Source organism: Paenibacillus sp. Marseille-Q4541 (genome assembly GCF_018310695.1).
Lineage (GTDB): Bacteria > Bacillota > Bacilli > Paenibacillales > Paenibacillaceae > Paenibacillus.
Genome location: NZ_JAGXCY010000005.1, coordinates 45,516 through 66,658 on the forward strand (window position 1 = coordinate 45,516; position 21,143 = coordinate 66,658).

Here is a 21,143-nt window from a genome sequence, read left to right on the forward strand (position 1 = left end):
GGAGCTGTATAGAGTGGGGAAACGAATTCATTATGTGAATACACTTCAAGGTACGGACTCAACTTATCCTTTTTCCAATGGGAATACACTTCCTTTGACGGGCATGCCTTTCGGAGCAGGCGCATGGACGCTTCAGACAAATGAAGCGGGCGGGGGCTGGTTTTTCAGCCCTCACCATAATCGTCTCGAAGGAATCCGCTATACTCATCAGCCGAGCCCGTGGATTGGTGATTACGGACACATGGTGTTTATGCCTCAGACAGGGCCACTGAAACTAGGTGCGATGGAACGTTCTTCTTCCATCCGCCTAGGTGACCTGGTCACAAGACCGGATTATATTAGTACTCATTTACTGCGTTACCAGACACAATTTGAACTTGTGCCGACGGAGCGTTGTGCAAAGATACGACTTACGTTTTCAGACCTAGAGGCAGCAAAGACAGCAAGATTCATATGTGCTCCATTTGTCGGGGAATCTGCTTTTACCATTGATTCAAAGCAAGGGTTGATTACAGGATATACGACTGCAAAAGCAGGCGATACCCCGGTTCATTTGAAACAATACTTTGTAATTCGCTTTGATTGTCCTGTAGTAGAGCAAGAAAGCAGCTGTTTTACAGCGCAGTTTAAGCCTGTCTCTACGAATGCTCAGGATGCAAAAGGGGAACGAGTTGGAGCCTATGCCGGACTTGAAGTACCGGAAGATGGCATCGTTCATGTCTCTGTTGCTACTTCACTGATTAGCATTGAACAGGCATGGATCAACATGGAGCGTGAGCTGGGTGAACAATCTTTTGCGGATATAGCACAGCAAGCTGAGGAGAGATGGGAGAAGCAACTGGGCGTCATTGAAGTAGAGACGGCAGGAGTAAACGAACAGGAAGATGAGCGTAACCTGCGAACTTTTTATTCTTCCCTGTACCGGACTTCCCTATTCCCACATGCAATTCATGAATATGATGCGGATGGCAAGAAAGTTCATTACAGCCCATATAATGGCAAGATAGAAGATGGGCCGCTTTATGCGGATATCGGGTTCTGGGATACCTACCGTACCTCGTTCCCGCTGTATAGTCTTTTGTATCCGACCTTTATGAGCGAGATGATGGAAGGCTGGGTCAATGCCTATAAAGAAGGCGGATGGATGCCAAAATGGGTATCTCCAGGCGAGCGAAGCTCCATGCCGGGAACGCTCATTGATGTATCTTTTGCCGATGCAGTCATGAAGGGAATTACAAATTTCGATCTGGAGTCAGCATTTGAAGGCCTGTACAAACATGCGGTGACCCCGCCTCCTCATCCGGGGCTCGGCCGAAAAGGCCTCACCGAGTACTTGGAGTACGGGTACTTGCCAGCAGACATCCATACACACGAAAGTGTATGTAATACGCTGGATTATGCCTATGGTGATTTTTGTATTGCACAGATCGCGAAAGTACTAGGTAAGACAGAAGAATATGAGATGCTAATGGAGCGTTCTCGTAATTATCAACTGCTGTTTGACCAAGAAATTGGATTCATGAGAGGCAAACAATCGGATGGTTCTTGGATCACTCCGTTTGATGCTTACGAGTGGGGCGGTCCTTATTGTGAGGGAGGTCCGTGGCAAAGCAGCTTTGCTGTACAACATGACTTACTTGGACTAGCAGGTTTATATGGAGGCAAAGAAGAGATGAAGAAACAGCTGGATCTTCTCTTTACGTCACCACCTGTCTTTAAAGTGGGTTCTTACGGTTTTGAAATTCATGAAATGTCGGAGATGGCAGCCGTAGATTTCGGGCAGTTTGCGATTAGTAATCAGCCAAGCTTCCATCTGCCGTACATTTATACAGCTCTGGGTTATCCGGAAGAAGCCAACTATTGGGTAAGAAAAGCAATGGATGAGCTCTTTAGCGCTGAAACGAGCGGGTTCCCAGGCGACGAGGACAATGGTAGTATGGCTGCCTGGTATTTGTTTGGAGCAATGGGATTTTATCCGCTGAGCCCGGGCGTTCCTGAGTATGTTCTCGGATCACCACTCTTTGCCAAAATGACCGTTCATCTGGAGGATGGAAATACGCTGGTGATTCGTTCTTTACCGGAAGCAGGTAGTGAATCTGCTGAAGCGGTTCATGTAAGTCAAATTCAGATGAATGAAGAGCAGGTAGAATCCCTCTCCATTTCTCATGATGTTTTGAAAGTAGGCGGTGAGCTTACTTTCACGAAATCCGCTTCTTCACCACAGAAGACGTGGAAAGAAAGCCAGCTCCCTTACTCGATGTCTAAGGAAAAGGATTCTATCTCAATTAAATGATGAAATCTTCCGTAAGACTAGAATAAGGCTAATGCAATATAAAAAGAGTCGCTGCCATATGGCAGCGACTCTTTTTATATAGGTTAGGCCTTTTTCTTGAAGTTCTCTTTCAGTACAGCGAGTGACAGCTCGGCAGTGGAAGATACGATCAGATCTGCTTTTTGCATTTGTGCAGGTGTTCCTACACCAACCGCATACATTCCGGCAGAGAGAATCGATTCGATTCCTGCTTCTGCATCCTCAATACCGACACAGTTCTCGGGGGCAATCCCTAGTTTGGAAGCACCGGTCAAGAAAATTTCCGGGTCTGGCTTGCCTTGCTTGATTAAATTCACATCGACTACATGATTAAAATAGTGAGTGACTTCCAGACGATCTAGAATAAATGGCGCATTCTTACTTGCCGAAGCAAGTGCAGTGCTAATACCGGCTTCTTGCAGCTCTTTTAGAAGCGATTCAATCCCTGGGAGCAAGTCAGCAGGTGTGACTTTCTCAATCATTTCTTTATAGAGATCATTTTTCTTCTCAGCCAGCGCCTTTTTCTCTTCATCGGAGTAAGTCACATCACCTAGAGAAAGAATGAGTTCCAGTGATTCCATCCGGCTAACACCTTTTAGCTTCTCATTAAATGATTTGTCAAAAGGAAGCTTCAGTTCATCCGCTAAACTTTTCCATGCAAGATAATGATATTCTGCTGTATCGGTAATGACCCCATCGAGGTCGAAAATAACGGCTTTCATCTTTTCTCCACCTTTTTCTTAAACGCTTAGGAAGCGGTTTTTGTATGCAATGGCTCTTCGTCTGTAATGAGCACTTCTTTATCGTATAGTTCCATGGTAAGTGGCGCACCCGAAACAAGCGTTATTTTCACTTCATTTTGATCTACGCTTACGTTAATCAGGCGTTCTCTATAGTTAATATGGAAGCTGTATTTGGTCCATCCCTTTGGCAAGAATGGTGAGAATCGAAGTGTATCGCCGTACGTACGCATGCCGGCAAATCCTTGAACAATAGCAAGCCAGCTGCCTGTCATAGAAGTGATATGCAGACCATCTTCGGTATCATTATTGTAGTTATCAAGATCGAGTCTTGCCGTACGTTTGTACATTTCCACTGCTTTTTCTTCCATCTTAAGTTCCGCAGCAAGTACCGCATGAATGGAAGGGGAGAGTGAAGATTCATGAACCGTCATCGGCTCATAGAAATCGAAGTTACGTTTTTTCTCTTCCATTGTAAACTGATCACCGAAGAAATAGATTCCTTGCAGTACATCGGCTTGTTTAATGAATGGAGAACGTAAAATTTTATCCCATGACCATTTTTGATTCAGCGGAAGGTCCGCCTTATCGAGTGCAGAAACCGGGCGCAGATCCTTCTCAAGGAATGTATCATGCTGTACATAAACACCAAGCTCTTCGTCATATGGGAAGTACATGCGATCTACAATATCCTGCCAGTGGGCAAGTTCTTCTTCAGAGATATTGAGCTGATGTTTTTTTTGTTCACTGATATCGTTAAGACTGTCCATCGTATACTTAAGCACCCATGTTGCCATGGTATTGGTGTACCAGTTGTTGTTTACGTTATTCTCATACTCATTTGGTCCGGTTACGCCGTGGATCATATATTTGTTATGACGCTTTGAAAAATGCACCCGATCCGCCCAGAAACGGCTGATTTCGGTAAGTACTTCAATTCCTTCGTTTTGAAGGTACGTCTTGTCACCGGTATAATTCGTATAGTTATAGACGGCGTAGGCAATGGCTCCATTACGGTGAATCTCTTCAAATGTGATTTCCCACTCGTTGTGACATTCTATTCCTGTGAAGGTAACCATCGGATAGAGTGCACCTTTCAGGCCTTGCTGGCGTGCATTATGTTTCGCACCGTCCAGCTGATTATGACGATAGCGGAGCAAATTCTCAGTCACGCGTTTGTCAGCAAGCGCGAGATACATAGGTACAGCGTAAGCTTCCGTATCCCAGTAGGTTGCACCGCCATATTTTTCACCTGTGAATCCTTTAGGTCCGATGTTAAGGCGCTCGTCATGTCCGTAATAAGTAGAGAAGAGTTGGAAGAGGTTAAACCGAATCCCTTGCTGTGCCTCTACATCGCCTTCAATCGTAATGTCCGCTTTCTCCCAGCGCTTAGCCCATTCTTCAATATGCTCTTCTTGAAGGAGTTTGTATCCCTTATTCATCGCTTCCGTCATGAGGCGTTCAGCCGTTGGAATTAGGTCTTCTTTTTCCATATCCCGCGAGGTTGTAACTACAACAAATTTTTGAACCTCTGCTGAAGCTCCGGATGGAATTTCATATTCATAATGAACAGCTGCGTATAGGCCTGCTTCTTCTGTTGTTTTGGAAAGGACGTTGTCCGTTGCAACCCCCATGGTTGCATTGATTGTAAACCGCTCGATATCAAATGCATTTTCTTTCGTCATGGCAGCAAGACTGATATAAGGTTCGCCGACTTTACGGTCCGCCTCTACCCAGAATGTTTCCTCGTAATTAGAGTCCTCGTTTTTGGTGTTGCCATCTAAGTAGGGAATGAGATTAATTTTGATATTCTCGTCGGTCAAGTTTGTTACACGATATTGAATGAGACACAGCTCAAGGAAGGAAACACTCAAGAAACGTTCAGTTTCAATGCGTACTTGATCATTTACCGTAAATGAACGACGCAAGATCCCTTCTTTCATATCCAATTCCTGATAAAAATCAGTTACTCTGTCTTGGTAAGTATCGATTTCGTGATCATTAACGAGCACTCTTATTCCTATGAAATTCATGGCATTAATGACTTTACCAAAATATTCGGGATAGCCGTTCTTCCACCAGCCCACCTTCGTCTTGTCAGGATACCAAACACCAGAAATATAGGTGCCTTGATGGCGATCACCGGAATACGTTTCTTCGAAATTCCCACGCATCCCCATATATCCGTTCCCGATAGAAGTCATGCTTTCCTGTAATCGCAAATCTTCCTTGTGAAGTGTAGTCGTAGTGAGTTTCCAGGCGTGAGTGTCAAAAATACGGTTATATGACATATAAATCCTCCTTGAGGGAGTGTGAGTATCCACAACTCCTGTGTTAGTTATCGCTGTAAACCTTGAATACCTCATCGTCTTAGTAAAGCCTTTTCTATATCATCAAATTCATACCTGTGATCATATGAATTGCCCTGATCACCTGCTTCAAAAAGCTTGCAATGGAGCATCATGAAAGTGCTGTCATTTAATTGCGTTTTCAGTATATAGTGCAACCGTTTGCCCTGTCAACCCAAAAAAGAACGGTTGCGTATTAGACTTTGCTTTGAACGTAAGGAAAAACCGCATGTTCATTCTGTAACCTTTATATTCTGTGATTCAGCAAAACTTTTCGCTGTTACAGAAGGGAGATCACTTGTTGCAAAATCTTGAGCTTGACCGTTCTTTTCTAATTTGAGCAGATCTGTCTATATCATTAGTTTACTTATCTTCACCTGCTATTGCGTATAGAAGAAGCTCGCTCGACAATCCGGTGAGGGACAATAATATGTTTTGTCATTTCTTTAGGATCTAAAATTTTCTCAATCAAACTTTTGGCTGCCTGATACCCTAATTTGAAGATATCAATATCTACCGAAGTAAGTGGGGGATTCAACATTTCAGCAAGACTGAGGTTGTTGAAGCTGACTAGAGAGCAAGCCTCAGGCAGGGAGAATCCGAGCTGACTCAGCATAGTTTGAAGGGGAAGAGCATGCATGTCATCTCCAACAATAAGGGCAGTTGGAGGGATCGAACGATGAAACAGTGATTCTAAATCTGTTATTGAAAAGTTGGGGTCTAAGATAAAGGTCTCATCCACAGAGATGTTTGCTTCCTCGAGTGCTGCCTGATACCCGCGGACCCTTTCTTTATGAACCGTGCGGCTCACATCCGCCCCGACATAAGCAATGCTGTCATGACCCAGTTGAATTAAATATTGCGCTACGTCTTTACCCGCCTGAAAATTGTCATTATCTACATGAGTTGTCTCGCTTACATATTGCTGCGGTTTACCGATCACGGTATAAGGGATTTTCTCGTTATGGAAGTAATCGATTACCGGGTCTTCCGGTTTGGAATAGAGGACAATAAAGCCATCAACCCGGTTGGCTCGGGTCATCATTTTCACACGGACCAGCAGTTCTTCATCTGTTCTTGCCGTAACAATCGCCATCGTAAAATTTTTTTCATTCGCCAGATCACTAATTCCCCGAATACTTTCTAGGAAGAATGGATTCTGAAATACGGCTACATCGGCTTCAGGCATAATAATCCCGATCGATTGCGTCATTTTGTTAGCTAAACTTTGAGCAGAGAAATTCGGTTCATATCCGAGCGCTTTCATTTCTTTACGGACACGTGCCTTTGTCGCCTCACTAATCTTGGGACTGTCCTGTATGACACGGGATACGGTGGAAGTAGCAACATTTGCACGCTTCGCTATATCTTTAATTGTTACTGCCATCGTGTAACGCTCCTTTAATATATTCTTTTGACTATATCATACACACACCTTGCCAAATGAACAACGATAAACCGTTCTCGAAATGTAGCATTAATAAAAAAGTATTGCCAAAAGAAAGAGATGCTATTTATAATAATCCTGCAACCGATTGCACAAATATTGCACGATTTTGCAAAGAAGCCGATATAAATTTGAGTTATGCTTTAAAACTACGTTGCAAACGCTTAAGCGATTTTAGATCAGAGATTGCTTATGTCCTGTAACTTTAGAGCGAACACTTATGTAAGGGATTTCTGAATGCGATATCAATACAAATTATGCTAATGGGGAATCATTATGGATAAAGTGAAGGTTGCGAAATAATAGAACAAGAGGGTACGCATATGAAAAAACTGTTATCTTTTGAGTTTTGGCAAAAGTTTGGTAAAGCGTTACTAGTTGTTGTGGCCGTTATGCCGGCTGCTGGTATTATGATTTCGCTTGGTAAAGTGCTCGCCATGTTCGGAGCAGATATTCAGTTCCTCGTGACAGCGGGCGGTGTCATGGAGAATCTCGGCTGGGGAATCATTACGAACCTTCATATTCTCTTTGCGGTTGCTATTGGCGGATCTTGGGCAAAGGAACGCGCAGGAGGAGCTTTTGCTGCACTCATTGCCTTTATCTTGATTAATATTACGACAGGTACCATTCTTGGTGTGAACAACGAGATGCTTACCCAGGAGGGTGCGACAACATCAACTTTGTTTGGTCAGCAAATTCTCGTATCGGGATATTTCACTTCCATATTGGGGGCACCTGCACTGAACATGGGTGTGTTTGTCGGAATTATCTCCGGTTTCGTGGGAGCCGTGATCTTCAACAAATATTATAATTATCGTAAATTGCCAGAAGCACTGGCGTTCTTCAACGGAAAGCGATTTGTGCCTTTCGTCGTTATTTTATGGTCCGTTATTATTGCTGTAATTATGGCTGCGGTATGGCCATTCGTCCAAACAGGAATTAATAGTTTTGGTAAATGGCTTGCTGCATCTAGTGAATCGGCTCCTTTTATCGCGCCATTCCTGTATGGTACGTTAGAGCGCGTTCTCTTACCATTCGGTTTGCATCATATGCTTACGATTCCAGTAAACTACACCGAGCTTGGAGGCATATATACGGTACTTACGGGGGCAGGTGCCGGAGGAACAGTCGCAGGACAAGATCCGCTCTGGCTTGCATGGGCGAGTGATCTTGCTAATCTCCGAGGAACAGATCCGGCTGCTTATCAACAGCTACTTTCCACGGTGACTCCTGCACGTTTCAAAGTAGGACAAATGATCGCCGGTGCTGGTATTTTGATGGGGATTGCCCTTGCGATGTATCGCCGTGTGGATAAAGACAAACGTTCCAAATACAAATCTATGTTTTTGTCCGCAGGACTGGCTGTATTTTTGACAGGGGTAACCGAACCACTTGAATTTATGTTTATGTTTGCAGCACCTCTTTTATACGGTGTGTATGCGGTAATTACCGGCCTTGCTTTTGGTATGGCAGATCTGATTGACCTTCGGTTGCATTCATTTGGTATGATAGAACTGTTGACCCGAATCCCGTTATCCATTAATGCTGGTCTCGTAGCCGATATTATTAACTTTATAATAACAACTGCCGTGTTCTTCGGAGTATCCTATTTTATTGCGTACTTCATGATTGGTAAATTTAAAATGGCTACTCCGGGAAGACTTGGGAATTATACGGATGAGGAGTCCGATAAAGCAGCTGAGGGGGCCGGTTCTGTGTCAGCTCCTGAAAAGGCAGCAGAAGGCGACGACCTTCCTTCTAAGATCATTACGATTCTGGGCGGACCACAGAACATCGTCGATGTTGATGCCTGTATGACGCGTCTGCGGATTACCGTTAATGACGTTGAGGCGGTGGGTAATGAAGAGGAATGGAAGAAGCTTGGAGCACTCGGGCTCATCAAAAAGGATAATGGTATTCAAGCGATCTATGGTCCCAAAGCGGACGTACTAAAATCCGATATTCAAGACAAATTAGGGTGATGCGATTTTGAAAATTTTAACATTGAACACGCATGCATGGATTGAAGAAAATCAGCTTGTCAAAATAGAGCAGCTTGCTCAGTTTATTAACGAGCACGATTTTGATGTGATTGCACTTCAGGAAGTGAATCAATCCATGCAGGAAGAAGCACTTCCTGCTTCCGAACTTACCTATTTTCATGAAGCGGAGGAAGGCACGGTTGTTAAGGCAGATAACTATGCCTACGTACTTCGTAAACAGCTTCATACCGAATACTACTGGACGTACATTAAGGTCCATGTAGGATTTGAAAAATACGATGAGGGGCTGGCTATTCTGTCCAAGACGCCTATTCAGGAAGCGTTCGGATCCTATGTATCGGACATGCGGGATTATGAAAATTACCGTACACGTAAACTTCTAGGAATCAAAACTGCAATTTCTGGTAAGGATACTTGGTTTGTGAACGGTCATTTCGGCTGGTGGCATGATGAAGAGGAGCCATTTGAACGTCAGTGGCAACATTCTCTTGCTGTGCTGGACAAGCACGTGGATTCTCTTCCTGCTTTTATTATGGGTGATTTCAACAATGCGGCTCATATTGAGGGCGAGGGTTACACTCATGTAATTCAGAGCGGGTGGCATGATTGCTTTGAGCTTGCCGCTCAGAAAGACGAAGGCTATACCGTTGTCAAAGCGATTGCGGGCTGGGAAGAGAACAAGCAAAAACTACGAATTGATTATGTGTTCTCGAATCGTCAAATTCCAGTGAAAACTTCTAAGGTTGTACTGGATGGGGCGCATAGTCCTATTGTGTCCGACCATTCTGGCGTCGCTGTGGAGATCTAACTATCAAATTTAAAAAAAGCACACATCCTTGGTAAGGGGATGTGTGCTTTTTTATTCTTATAAGGTCATAGTTGGTTTAGCAGACATGATTTCATTGTGAAGATCTTTAATCGTGGCATACAGTGGAACATAAGTTTCCTGGCCGTTGAAAGATGGGATAGAGCTATCTTCAGATGTTTCTTTCTTCTGGCTGAAAGTATTGCCTGTCCTTAGATCGTCTGACATTTGCAACAGTAGTCTGCTGTACTCGTGCAGCTCCTTGTTGTTCTCGGCTTGTGGATGACTTCTAACGGTCAAAATTGCAAGATAACCCACTTTCTGAATACGGATCAGCAAAGGAAAATCTTCTTCTATATGGTAGGGCCGATGGGTAATTTCATTAAAAGCTTTATCGTACAAGGTACTAGTTCTTTTCAAAGACATTAGGACGATATTAGATAAGATATACAGTTCTTTTTCGTTATTCTCCAGCTGGTCATTCTGTATTTGTGAAGTAGAAAGTAAAGAAACTCTTTTAGCAAATTCCTCAAGTAATTTGGCTTGAGCGCTTAAAGCTGCTGCAAAAGTCTGATTCAGCCGTCTAGAAGCGGAATGAGGCGATAACACTAGCATCCCCATCAAACCAATGGAGCAGCCAAGCAGAATGTCAATAATTCTTGCGTTCACAAAAGCGAGCGGCGAATGAACGGGATGAGCCAGTGCTACAAGCAGAAGAGAAATTGGTGTAATGAAAATTGCTGCCAGTGCATAGTTTTTGGCGACTAATGTTTTAATAGTGAATTGTAGCAGAGCAACAACGAGCGCGACGATGAGACCAGTAGGTTCTAAAAATAACAGAATGGATGCGAGCAATCCCCCCAGGCATGTTCCCAGCATGAGCTGAATTCCTCGGTAAAAGCCAGCAGTCGCAGTTGTAGCAATAAGTACTGATGCGCATCCGATAGGAACCCAAGAAGGATGCGGTGCACCGATCATAAAGGCAATTGTATATGCTGCAAGGACGAGTATACCCATTTTCATAGAAGCAGAGAAAATCGTAGTGTACTTGTAAAGGTCTTTTAGACTCCACCTTGTTTGAATCTCTGCTTCTAGTGAATGTATAGAAACATCCAGCTTCACTGGAGGGCGCTCGATTACTTCAATTACGTAATGAATGGCCTTCCTCAAATCAGGGGGAAGTTTATCTTCCTCACTAGGTGTTTCTTTGATCTGCGTAATGCTCTCTGTTAAAGGTGAAGAACGATCCGGCAATCTATTGGCTATCTTTCTCAGTATGTTTGGATAGGCTGAAGGCGCCGCGAGTAACTTATTCTCTGAGGAAACGATAGCCCAGAACAACTGATCTGTAGCCTTTGTTATATAGTAGAGCTGAATAAGAGACGAAGTCTGCTTTCGCTGATTCCAAAAATTAGCATAGATCTTCTTCTTCGTGTGCTGTATCATTTCTCCTGTTTCCAAGCGGAGTAGCGGGTAATCGTCTGTATTTAAGGACTCAAGCATATCTGCAAGTTTTCCATACACCATCGCTAGCATTCTTTTCTCAGGGCCATATGGGTGGACAGCAATGGGTAACATGCATAATACAAGAGCGGGAATGCCGCCAAGAAGTACGACAAACCCTCGCTCGGCAAAAGATCCGGGATCAGCGGGAAGTGCAGTTGCCATACCACATACGAGCACAAACATATACCCTGCGGGAAGTAGAACCCCCGTCACTCCACATAAAAAAGTAGCTGCTGCACCAATAAGACTCAGTACGACAGCACTTGCAATCAAGGAGGAGCCAGCAAGGGTACCCAGCATTACACTGATGACAAGCCCCAGTAAGATGCAGGTCAACTTCAAAAATCGATGTCTTGCCGTTTCATCTCTCATATAAACATTCACAAAAGCTCCCGTAGTTGCGAGCAAACCTAATCCAGGCTCATGAAATGCAATTCCGCATAGAAGAGGTATGCCGGAGCTGAGTCCGGCAATCACTGCCGGCCCCCAAGGGATAGGGGCTTTATTAATACGAAAAGCTCTCTTGAGGTGCTGCGCAATATAGGTTCTTGTCTTAGGTATTGATTTTGCATTTGAATCCAATGATATTGCACCTCTTCAGCATACGGTAATTTTAAGTAGATATATCATATCCAAATACTCTATTTTACCACTTAACTTCCGAGTTTAAACAAACGTTAGCTTCCGCATTCTTATACGACTTGATGAAATTGACTATGGTACAGATCATAGTAGGGTCCTTTTGCCGCCAGTAGTTCTTCATGTGTACCTCGTTCAACAAGACGGCCTTGTTCTAGATAAAGAATACAATCGGCGTCCTGAATCGTACTTAGCCTATGGGCAATAACAAAGCTGGTTCTACCCTTCATAAGCAGTTTCATCGCCTCTTGAATATGCATTTCGGTTCGTGTATCCACACTGCTCGTAGCTTCATCGAGAATGAGAATGGCTGGGTCAGCAAGAATGGCCCTTGCAATGGTAAGCAGTTGCCGCTGACCGTGACTTAGATTACTTCCTTCTGTGCTTAGTAGCGTTTCATATCCCATGGGAAGGCGCTTTATAAAGTTGTCCGCATTCGCGAGCATAGCTGCCTGTTCTACTTCCTGATCAGTTGCATCCAGTTTGCCGAAGCGGATATTTTCTCGAATCGTTCCAGAAAAGACATGCGCGTCCTGAAGCACCATCCCGATGAGTCTGCGGAGGTGGTCTTTGTCGATCTGCCGTATATCCTCGTTATCGATCGTGATGACTCCATCCTCAATATCGTAGAAACGGGTTAATAGATTAACAACAGACGTTTTGCCAGCTCCCGTAGGTCCAACGAGTGCGATTTTTTCGCCGGGCATTGCCTCAAAACTAATGTCTCGTAAAATGGGCTTTTCGGGTTGGTATTGGAAAGATACATGGTTAAAGCTTACGGCCCCACGAGTTTCAGTCACTCGTTTTCCGCGATCTCCCTCGTACTCAGAAGGCATATCCATAATTTCAAACACCCTTTCTGCACCAGCGACAGCAGATTGAATCATATTGTACTGGTTAGCGAGTTCGGAAACAGGACGGCCAAATTGACGAGAATAACTCAAGAAACTGACAACTATGCCGACCTTGGTCAAGTCTTGAAAGACGAGCCAGCCACCGACAGCAGCAATGAGTGCAAAGCTGAGATTATTAATGACATTCATGAACGGTCCCATCATGCCAGACATCATTTGTGCCTTGATTCCAACTTGGTTTAGTCGCTCACTAATCTCCCTGAAGCGATGAATTTCTTTTCCTTCTTGGCGATACAGTTTCACGACTTTTTGTCCGCTAATGGTTTCCTCAATCATACCGTTCAGTTCCCCAAGATGCTGCTGTTGATCTTTGAAGTATTTTCTTGTGAACTTGGCAATGTTCCTAGTTGCTACAAGGGCAAGCGGAATACTAAGGAGAGCCACGAAGGTGAGCGGTACATTTAAACTAATCATGATGACAAGTGAACCTACTAGCGTAATGATACTGTTCAATAGCTGGGTAACACTCTGATTAAGTGTATTAGAGACATTTTCAATATCATTGGTTGCGCGGCTCATCAGTTCACCATTACTGCGCTGATCAAAAAAAGGGATGGGCAGTTGCTGGTATTTAGCGAACAGGTCTTTTCTCAAGTGAAGAACTGTTTTCTGTGAAAGGCCTGTCATGACATAGGCTTGCACCCAAGTCACTAGCGCACCGATTACGTGAATACCAAGCATGATGAGGCAGATTTTAATAAGTCCTTCATAATTTCTAGGGACGATATAATCATCAATTGTTACACCAATAAGGTAGGGACCCATAAGAGCAATAAGAGAACTTAGTATAGTGAAAACATAAACCATCAGCAGCGCAGAACGTTGTCTATTCAAGTAATTCCATACTCGTCTTATGGTAGCTCCTGTGTTTTTGGCTCTTACTTTAGGCACTTGATGCATGGGACCGCGGGCGGGACTCTGGTTAGACATGAGAGGTATCCTCCTTACGCTGCGAACGATAAATATCTTGGTATACCGAACTCGTACGCAAAAGTTCTTCATGTGTACCTTTTGCAGCCATAACACCATCACTCAGGACGAGAATGAGGTCGGCTTTTGTTACCGATGATATCCGCTGTGCAATGATTAGTTTGGTCATCCTTTTTGCCTCTGTTTCAATCGCCTTTAAAATTTTAGCTTCTGTCTTTAAATCTACGGCGCTGGTGCTATCGTCAAGAATCAGGATCGAAGGCTCAGTAACCAGTGCTCTGGCAAGTGAAATCCGCTGCTTCTGTCCACCAGACAGGTTCACCCCTTTTTGACCGAGGATCGTGTCATAACCTTGCTCCAGTTGTTCGATAAAAGAGGCGGCTTCGGCAGCCTTCGCTGCAGCAACAATTTGATCATCGGTAGCGGAGGGGTGTCCGTAACGAATATTATCTTTGATCGTTCCGCTGAACAGAATGGCTTGTTGCATGACCACTGCAACCTTGCTTCTAAGCAGATCAAGATCATAGTCCTGCAATAGAACACCATCTACCCGAATTTCTCCACTATGTACTTCGTATAGTCTTGGAATCAGATGAACAAGAGTTGTTTTACCAGCACCTGTAGCCCCTAGTATCGCTACCGTTTGTCCAGGTTCTGCTGTAAAACTGATATCTCTTAGGACAAGATCATCCGCACTATTACTATAAGAGAAGGAAACATTCGAAAATTGAACAGAACCTTCATGAGATGCAGGAACATTTTCAGGATGAAGAGGGTTTACAATTTCGGAATGGGTATTCAGGACTTCATTTACGCGATCTGCAGATACTTTAGCTCTCGATACGAAGACTAGCATGTTGCTTAGCATCAGCATCGACATCAGAAGCTGGGTCACATAGTTAATAAAGGCAATCAGTTTGCCGATCTCAAGACTGCCCTCAAAATACTGCAGACCTCCAAACCACAAAACTGCAACGATACTTGCATTCAAAACGAGTGTCATTAGCGGCATACTGAGTGCCATAAGCCGATTTGCACGAATCGCTGCTTGAGTATAGTCTTCATTTGTCCGATTGAACCGCTCTTGCTCATAGTCCATTCTAACAAATGCTTTAATGACCCGAACGCCAGAAAGGTTTTCTTGAAGCACGGTATTAACACTGTCGAGCTTGGTTTGCATTTTGGTGAACAAGGGAAAGGAACGCTTTGTTAGTAGATATAGAATGAAAAAAAGTACAGGTACGGAAACAAGCAAGACTGTTGTTAGATTCGGACTTAGCAGAATGGCCATGATCAAGCTTCCGATAAGTAGTAGCGGAGTTCGGACAAAAGTCCGCAGAATCATCTGCACAAAAGTTTGTAGCTGCACCACATCATTCGTTAAACGGGTAATAAGGGAACCTGTCTTTCGTTCATCCAGATTGCGAAAAGAAAAAGACTGTATTTGTTCGAATAAACGAATCCGAAGGTCTTTGCCAAAGTGCTGCGAGGCGATACTCGAAAATATTGTACATCCAGCTCCGCCAAGCAGACCGATGAGTGCAACTCCGATCATGAGAAGGCCAGTTTCTCGAATATGGGAAAGATCGTTTTTCATAATTCCTTCGTCTACGATACTTGCCATAAGTCTTGGTTGTAGCAGATCCATGGAAACCTCCAGCAGCATAAGAAGAGGGGCGAGTAAACTAGCTAATAAATAAGGCTTAAGAAATGGGAACAGTTTCGTCATTAGGACAAGGACACCTTTCAGTAAGTGATATGGAGATATTCGTGAAAGTCAGGCTTGTTGTTAACTTAAATGTAGGATGGAAAACTTGTCAATTGATTCCTTCCGGAACTTGTTTGTCTTAATTGGTAATGGAGTTAAACTGATGTTTATATGAATTAATGTTTTTATTATTTCTATAAAATCACAAAAAAGCGTTTACACGGATATTGTAATAGGTTTATTATGTAATTATTGAAAAGTGATTAAATAGAATTTATATTATGATTAATTCATTAGTTTTAGAAAGATATGGGAAACCACTACATTTCATTCATCCGGAGGTAATCATTATGGTTAAAGTTGTCGTACATACGGAGACTCGCAAAAGCAAAATCAACAAAAATATTTACGGGCAATTCTCTGAACATCTAGGACGCTGCATTTATGAAGGAATATGGGTTGGAGAAGATTCGCCGATTCCCAATACCGATGGAATACGTAATGATGTTATAGAAGCGTTGAAACAATTAAAAGTACCTGTTTTGCGCTGGCCAGGTGGCTGTTTTGCTGACGAATATCACTGGGAAGATGGAATTGGCCCCCGTGAGAATCGTCCACGTATGCTGAACACGCACTGGGGCGGCGTTGAAGAAAACAATCATTTTGGTACCCATGAATTTATGCGTTTGTGTGAATTGATCGGAGCAGAACCTTATATCTGCGGAAACGTCGGCAGCGGTACGGTTTACGAAATGCAGCAGTGGGTGGAGTACATGAATAACGGCGGTCAGTCGCCGATGGCGAGTCTTCGTGCGGAGAACGGGCAAGAAGAACCGTGGAATGTAAAATATTTTGGCGTCGGAAATGAGAGCTGGGGTTGCGGAGGAAATATGCGCCCTGAATATTATGCAGACCTGTACCGCAGATATTCGACTTATGTACGTAATTACAGTTCCGAGCCAGTATATAAAATCGCCTGCGGCCCGAATACCGCTGATTATCACTGGACCGAAGTTCTCATGCGCGAAGCTCATCATCTCATGAACGGGCTAAGTCTTCATTATTACACGACAGGAACGGGACTATGGGAGAAAAAAGGCAGTGCAACAGGATTCTCAAGTGAGGATTGGTTTACTACATTAAAAGCAACCCTTTACATGGAAGAACTGATTGTGAAGCACTCAGCCATTATGGATAAATATGATCCTGAGAAAAAAGTGGGGCTGATCATTGATGAATGGGGAACTTGGTTTGACGTAGAACCAGGAACCAATCCTGGATTTTTGTATCAGCAGAACACACTTCGAGATGCGCTCGTAGCGGGAATTAACCTCAACTTGTTCCACGAACATGCAGATCGCGTACAGATGACGAATATTGCGCAGATCGTGAACGTGCTACAAGCGATGGTTCTAACTGAAGGCGCAAATATGGTACTGACACCTACGTATCATGTTTTTGATATGTACAAAGTGCATCAAGATGCCGAGCTACTCGAAACTCATTTTGTCAGCCCATCCTATACGATGGGAGCGGAGGAGATTCCACAGCTTAGCTTATCTTCTTCTGTAGACAGTACAGGTCATATTCATGTATCTGCCTGTAACCTTAGTCATGCGGATGCTCTGAACATTGAGCTTGATCTTCAAGGTTTGGTGAAAGCGGCAGTCAGCGGTCAAGTGCTGGTTTCTCCTAATGAGCTGGATGCGCATAATTCATTCGACAACCCGAACCAAGTTGCTCCGAAAGTGCTGGAAGGAATTGTAGCTGAGCAGGGAAGTGTGAGCTTTACTTTGCCAGCTGCTTCTGTTGCAGTACTTACCATTGTGCCAGAGAAAGGCTAAGGAAGAGGAATGACGACAAGGTCAGATAACGAGTGCAAAGGTTGCACGGCGAGTGTGCATGTCAGCGAATCTCAACTGGCTTCACTGGAATATGAAGCATCATTGAATTCATCAGCTTTATCAGATGGAAGTATGTCGGCTCAAGCTATTCAAGAGCTGTACAAAGAACGATTAGCGATATGCCGTACATGTGACGGGTTTAAGTATGGTACGACATGCAAATATTGCGGATGTCTGATTCCCCTCAAAGCCAAGGTAGCTGATGCCACCTGTCCGTATCCTTTTGAACCTAAATGGATTAGATAGTAGAGGCATGGTATCCGTTGAAAAATGCATCTTCCTTTTATTAAGGGGGGTGCTTTTTTCACATGAAATCACTTCCAAATTATTTTATAATAGAGAGAAGATTCAACTGAAAGATTCCTATTAGAAGAGAGGCGCTTCCTATGAAAATCGCTTTTGTAGTCTTTGACGGGATTACGTTTCTGGATTTTGTCGGGTTTTATGATGTTATCACGAGACTTGCCTATTTTCCTGAAACGAAGGACACGACATGGGATATATGCGGATTGCAGGAGGAAGTAACGGATGAACTTGGGTTGACACTCAAGGTAACTAAGGTAAAGCCCGATCTCTCGGCCTATGACATGTTGTTTATACCTGGCGGCATGGGAACAAGAAAGCTTCAGTATGATGATGAATTTATCGAGTGGCTTAAGCGTGCAGAAAATGTGAAATTTAAGATCTCTGTATGTACAGGTTCGTTACTGCTTGGAGCCGCAGGTTTTCTTGCAGATAAGCGGGCAACGACACATCCGATGCAGTATGATCTACTTGTACCTTACTGTGCGGAAGTGGTGAAATGCCGTCTTGTTCGAGATAAAAATGTATTTACCGGCGGTGGCGTGGCCACATCGATTGATCTGGGACTGTATGTCGCCGGTCTGTTCTTAGAAGACGAAGATATACAGCATATTCGCCAGCAAATGGATTACCCGCATCGTCATCACGATATTGTTACGATTTGATTATTATTTATGAATGAAGTAAATAGCACGCTACCTGTTTCCCAAATAAAGGAGGCGATAGTTCTTGAAGATGCTATTTGAATATAACTGGCAAGTTCGTGAGGACTGGTTCAACTGGTGTGAGCAAGTCGATGAAGAAGAGCTTACTACGATTCGGGAAGGGGGACTTGGTAGTATCCTTAGGACCTTGTTTCATATCGTAGATATAGAACAAGCTTGGATGCGTGGGCTTCAAGGAGTTCCTGAGTTTCATTATTCTTATGATGATTATCCTTCCTTAGCGGCGATAAAAGCATTATCGGATCAGTGCCGACCGGATGTACAGCGAATGGTTCAACATTGGTCACATGATACCGACCAGAAAATGTTTTTCAATTTCACTTATGCTGAAGTGGTCCGCCACGTTATCGCTCACGAGATTCATCATATAGGACAACTATCTGTTTGGTCACGTGAGATTGGGCGTAAACCGGTTAACGCAAATTTGATTTTACGAGGACTTACCTTGTCGCTTTAATGTAGTAAGGATCAGCTGGGTATCTGACTGATATGTCCATCAGGCGTCGGAAATAGAAAAAATGAGGGAATGCTTCTTTTGTGTATGCAAAAGAAGCATTTTTGATATGGATACCGGACAGATCTATTGGCAAACGGATGGACACATTTTTGGGAAATACAGTAAAATAGTGAGATTAGAATAAAAGGGGTGGAATCAACATGTCTTTTGAAAAAGTGCTGGATAAAGGGTATGTTCGTCTGGTTAATCATATGGGTTCGGATCTCACAGTAGCCAATGCAGCTAGAGTGTCCTATGCCAAGGAATCCGTAGAATTGACAGAGAGAGATAGAAAACTGATTCGGTTTCTTGCTAGAGAAGGTCATACCTCGCCATTTCGTCATGTAATGGTTCAATTTGAAATTTATGCGCCGCTGATGGTAGCAAGACAGTGGTGGAAATATATTATTGGCTCAAGCCATATGGAAGGTACGGGAGATAGTCTAGAAGCGTGGAATGAGTCCAGCCGCAGATATATAACGGAAGAACCTGAATTTTATATTCCTTCTCATAGTGAATGGAGAGGAGCGCCTGCACATTCAAAACAAGGGAGCGGAGAACCACTTCCTCAAGAGCAAGGAGAGAAACTGAGCAAGGAGTTAATAGAGTATATAGAAATGGGTATGGATAAATATGAAGCTGCTCTTGAGGCCGGTGTATGCGCAGAGCAGGCTAGACTATTTCTCCCTTCCTACGGCATGTATATCCGCTGGTATTGGACAGCGTCTTTGCAATCGGTGTGTCACTTCTTAAATCAACGGCTGATGCATGACGCCCAGAAGGAAATTCAAATGTATGCAAAAGCGGTACTCACCTTAAGTGAACCTTTATTTCCAGTTGCGGTGAGTGAAATGGTGAATGGTAAGGAAGAAGCTTTGATAGGATAAGATAGCACATTGATTGACCATAGGGGGAGGCCAAGATATTGGATTATCGGGAGATGGATGCAGGAGATTATGAACCTTGCATTGCTTTGTGGAGAAGGACAGAAGGCATGGGGATCAGCAATGCTGATTCCAGGGAAGCCATAGAGGATTATCTTGCACGTAATAAAGGATTTAGTCATGTAGCGGTACAGGATGGAAATATCGTAGGAACCTTGCTTGCTGGTCATGATGGAAGAAGAGGTTACCTATATCATTTGGCGGTGGAATCAGACTACCGTGGACAAGGGGTAGCAAAAACGCTCGTGCACACATGCCTTAACCGATTGAGGGATGCAGGCATAGAGCGCGCTCATATTATGGTAATTGGTACGAATGAGGGCGGTAGAGCATTTTGGTCGAATCTCGGATGGATTCAACGGGGAGATATTTTGCTATTTTCCAGTGATACGAATGTGACATAGATTCACGGAAGGAATGAACTTATGCAGCCTTCATTAGAGTACGAGGCTGTTTGAACAGAATGTACTATCCTGGCAAACTGAAGAGTCTTGCCTATACGCTGAGTCAGATGACGATCAAACCAGATAACGCAGAAGCTAGAATGATGAATCTATGGCAAGTACAGGGCAAAGAATCAATAGATATACTGGTCGACTTAATTAAAGATACTTTTGATCTGATTGAATTGCATAGAGTGGATATTATGGTTACTCAAGCACGTCAGGAATTTGAAATACTATGAAGTAGAGGATAATCTGATTGCGACGATGGGGGATGACGGTGTTCTAGATATGCGTTATCATCATGTATGAACAAGAAGTTTAATGCTAGATCTTCTACCAAATGAAAAGGAATTCCGAAGTGTGATCAGATGATCGTAAAGTTGGATTGAGGAGGGGAACCTATGGATTTGGATAATTTGGTAGTGTTCAGCTTTGTAGGGATCGTTTTCGTTATCATCGGTGTGGCAATGAAATGGAAACCTCCGAAAAAAATAAACAGCTTTTACGGGTATCGTACAAATCGTTCAATGAGCAGTCAGCGAATGTGGGAAGAAGCCAATCGTTATAGTGCGATGTGGATGATCTACGTAGGGATTTTTTTTATTTTCATCGGATTTATCGTAGCTAAGTTTGTTCAGGATATACAAGGTCTAGGGATTTTGGTAGGTGTATTCCTGACGGTGCATCTTTTATTATATGTAATGGTAGAGCGAAGGCTGAAGGAGTTAGAATGAAGCGTATGTATAAAATCGCTTTCATTTTATAACTGAAATTCATCTAAATACGAACATTTATATAATGTTTAATTTTAATGTATGTATTTAATAAATGCGAAAAAGAAGCTTTGTACTCCACTTAGCTTCTTTTTTTATCCATAAAAAACATAATATAGATTATTTCAGGAGGAAAATTGAAATTCGTAAAAAAAATCTTTCGAAAATCAAACTATTTGATCGCGAAGCTTGTTATTATAG

At 43.3% G+C, this 21,143-nt stretch carries 17 protein-coding genes; 11 read left to right on the forward strand and 6 right to left on the reverse strand.

Annotated elements, in window-relative coordinates; translation table 11 throughout:
- The first annotated feature begins 13 nt into the window (after positions 1–13).
- Positions 14–2,293, forward strand: coding sequence for a GH92 family glycosyl hydrolase (locus tag KFT32_RS08115; protein WP_211746647.1), 2,280 nt, complete (start codon positions 14–16; stop codon positions 2,291–2,293).
- A gap of 83 nt (positions 2,294–2,376) precedes the next feature.
- On the opposite strand, the gene pgmB is transcribed toward KFT32_RS08115, so the two are convergent.
- The 3 genes from pgmB to KFT32_RS08130 all read right to left on the reverse strand — a co-directional run bounded on the left by pgmB (position 2,377) and on the right by KFT32_RS08130 (position 6,786).
- On the reverse strand, positions 2,377–3,033 hold the full coding sequence (gene pgmB, locus KFT32_RS08120; RefSeq protein WP_211746648.1) for a beta-phosphoglucomutase: 657 nt from the start codon (positions 3,031–3,033) through the stop codon (positions 2,377–2,379).
- A gap of 26 nt (positions 3,034–3,059) precedes the next feature.
- The gene (locus tag KFT32_RS08125) at positions 3,060–5,342 is read right to left on the reverse strand and encodes a glycoside hydrolase family 65 protein (protein ID WP_211746649.1); all 2,283 of its coding nucleotides are present in this window, start codon (positions 5,340–5,342) and stop codon (positions 3,060–3,062) included.
- Between the two features lie 430 nt (positions 5,343–5,772).
- Positions 5,773–6,786: a LacI family DNA-binding transcriptional regulator gene (locus KFT32_RS08130; RefSeq protein WP_211746650.1), complete on the reverse strand. Its 1,014-nt coding sequence runs from the start codon at positions 6,784–6,786 to the stop codon at positions 5,773–5,775.
- 383 nt (positions 6,787–7,169) lie between these two features.
- On the opposite strand from KFT32_RS08130, the gene KFT32_RS08135 reads away from it, so the two are divergent.
- Both KFT32_RS08135 and KFT32_RS08140 read left to right on the forward strand, forming a co-directional pair.
- Complete coding sequence (locus KFT32_RS08135) at positions 7,170–8,828, forward strand: PTS transporter subunit IIBC (protein ID WP_211746651.1); 1,659 nt, start codon at positions 7,170–7,172, stop codon at positions 8,826–8,828.
- Positions 8,829–8,835: 7 nt separating this feature from the next.
- The gene (locus tag KFT32_RS08140) at positions 8,836–9,657 is read left to right on the forward strand and encodes an endonuclease/exonuclease/phosphatase family protein (protein WP_211746652.1); all 822 of its coding nucleotides are present in this window, start codon (positions 8,836–8,838) and stop codon (positions 9,655–9,657) included.
- 57 nt (positions 9,658–9,714) lie between these two features.
- On the opposite strand, the gene KFT32_RS08145 is transcribed toward KFT32_RS08140, so the two are convergent.
- The 3 genes from KFT32_RS08145 to KFT32_RS08155 form a co-directional block, all read right to left on the reverse strand.
- A complete protein-coding gene (locus KFT32_RS08145; protein WP_211746653.1) occupies positions 9,715–11,742 on the reverse strand; it encodes an FUSC family protein in 2,028 nt (675 codons plus the stop codon).
- A 110-nt stretch (positions 11,743–11,852) separates the two neighbouring features.
- Complete coding sequence (locus KFT32_RS08150) at positions 11,853–13,643, reverse strand: ABC transporter ATP-binding protein (RefSeq protein ID WP_211746654.1); 1,791 nt, start codon at positions 13,641–13,643, stop codon at positions 11,853–11,855.
- On the reverse strand, positions 13,636–15,372 hold the full coding sequence (locus KFT32_RS08155; RefSeq protein ID WP_211746655.1) for an ABC transporter ATP-binding protein: 1,737 nt from the start codon (positions 15,370–15,372) through the stop codon (positions 13,636–13,638). Before KFT32_RS08155 ends, KFT32_RS08150 begins: the two co-directional genes overlap by 8 nt.
- 329 nt (positions 15,373–15,701) lie before the next feature.
- Between KFT32_RS08155 and KFT32_RS08160 the strand changes: the two genes are divergently transcribed.
- The 8 genes from KFT32_RS08160 (at position 15,702) to KFT32_RS27425 (ending at position 20,903) form a co-directional block, all read left to right on the forward strand.
- The gene (locus KFT32_RS08160; protein WP_249435749.1) at positions 15,702–17,195 is read left to right on the forward strand and encodes an alpha-N-arabinofuranosidase; all 1,494 of its coding nucleotides are present in this window, start codon (positions 15,702–15,704) and stop codon (positions 17,193–17,195) included.
- 9 nt (positions 17,196–17,204) lie between these two features.
- Complete coding sequence (locus KFT32_RS08165; RefSeq protein ID WP_211746656.1) at positions 17,205–17,501, forward strand: DUF6171 family protein; 297 nt, start codon at positions 17,205–17,207, stop codon at positions 17,499–17,501.
- A 140-nt stretch (positions 17,502–17,641) separates the two neighbouring features.
- Positions 17,642–18,223, forward strand: a complete 582-nt coding sequence (locus KFT32_RS08170; protein ID WP_211746657.1) for a DJ-1/PfpI family protein — start codon at positions 17,642–17,644, stop codon at positions 18,221–18,223.
- A gap of 64 nt (positions 18,224–18,287) precedes the next feature.
- Complete coding sequence (locus KFT32_RS08175) at positions 18,288–18,740, forward strand: DinB family protein (RefSeq protein ID WP_211746658.1); 453 nt, start codon at positions 18,288–18,290, stop codon at positions 18,738–18,740.
- 200 nt (positions 18,741–18,940) lie between these two features.
- Positions 18,941–19,666: an FAD-dependent thymidylate synthase gene (gene thyX / locus KFT32_RS08180; RefSeq protein ID WP_211746659.1), complete on the forward strand. Its 726-nt coding sequence runs from the start codon at positions 18,941–18,943 to the stop codon at positions 19,664–19,666.
- Between the two features lie 38 nt (positions 19,667–19,704).
- Positions 19,705–20,127 carry a GNAT family N-acetyltransferase gene (locus tag KFT32_RS08185; protein WP_249435750.1) on the forward strand — a complete coding sequence of 141 codons (423 nt, stop codon included), beginning with the start codon at positions 19,705–19,707 and terminating at the stop codon, positions 20,125–20,127.
- 50 nt (positions 20,128–20,177) lie between these two features.
- Positions 20,178–20,408 carry a hypothetical protein gene (locus KFT32_RS08190; RefSeq protein WP_211746660.1) on the forward strand — a complete coding sequence of 77 codons (231 nt, stop codon included), beginning with the start codon at positions 20,178–20,180 and terminating at the stop codon, positions 20,406–20,408.
- A gap of 162 nt (positions 20,409–20,570) precedes the next feature.
- The gene (locus KFT32_RS27425; protein ID WP_211746661.1) at positions 20,571–20,903 is read left to right on the forward strand and encodes an SdpI family protein; all 333 of its coding nucleotides are present in this window, start codon (positions 20,571–20,573) and stop codon (positions 20,901–20,903) included.
- The last annotated feature ends 240 nt before the right edge of the window (positions 20,904–21,143 follow it).

Excerpts from the sequence above, each read along its gene's own strand:
- pgmB (WP_211746648.1), bottom strand. The coding sequence starts at position 3,033 with ATGAAAGCCGTTATTTTCGACCTCGATGGGGTCATTACCGATACAGCA.
- KFT32_RS08125 (WP_211746649.1), bottom strand. The coding sequence starts at position 5,342 with ATGTCATATAACCGTATTTTTGACACTCACGCCTGGAAACTCACTACG.
- KFT32_RS08130 (WP_211746650.1), bottom strand. The coding sequence starts at position 6,786 with ATGGCAGTAACAATTAAAGATATAGCGAAGCGTGCAAATGTTGCTACT.
- KFT32_RS08135 (WP_211746651.1), top strand. The coding sequence starts at position 7,170 with ATGAAAAAACTGTTATCTTTTGAGTTTTGGCAAAAGTTTGGTAAAGCG.
- KFT32_RS08150 (WP_211746654.1), bottom strand. The coding sequence starts at position 13,643 with ATGTCTAACCAGAGTCCCGCCCGCGGTCCCATGCATCAAGTGCCTAAA.
- KFT32_RS08155 (WP_211746655.1), bottom strand. The coding sequence starts at position 15,372 with ATGACGAAACTGTTCCCATTTCTTAAGCCTTATTTATTAGCTAGTTTA.
- KFT32_RS08160 (WP_249435749.1), top strand. The coding sequence starts at position 15,702 with ATGGTTAAAGTTGTCGTACATACGGAGACTCGCAAAAGCAAAATCAAC.
- KFT32_RS08165 (WP_211746656.1), top strand. The coding sequence starts at position 17,205 with ATGACGACAAGGTCAGATAACGAGTGCAAAGGTTGCACGGCGAGTGTG.
- KFT32_RS08170 (WP_211746657.1), top strand. The coding sequence starts at position 17,642 with ATGAAAATCGCTTTTGTAGTCTTTGACGGGATTACGTTTCTGGATTTT.
- thyX (WP_211746659.1), top strand. The coding sequence starts at position 18,941 with ATGTCTTTTGAAAAAGTGCTGGATAAAGGGTATGTTCGTCTGGTTAAT.
- KFT32_RS27425 (WP_211746661.1), top strand. The coding sequence starts at position 20,571 with ATGGATTTGGATAATTTGGTAGTGTTCAGCTTTGTAGGGATCGTTTTC.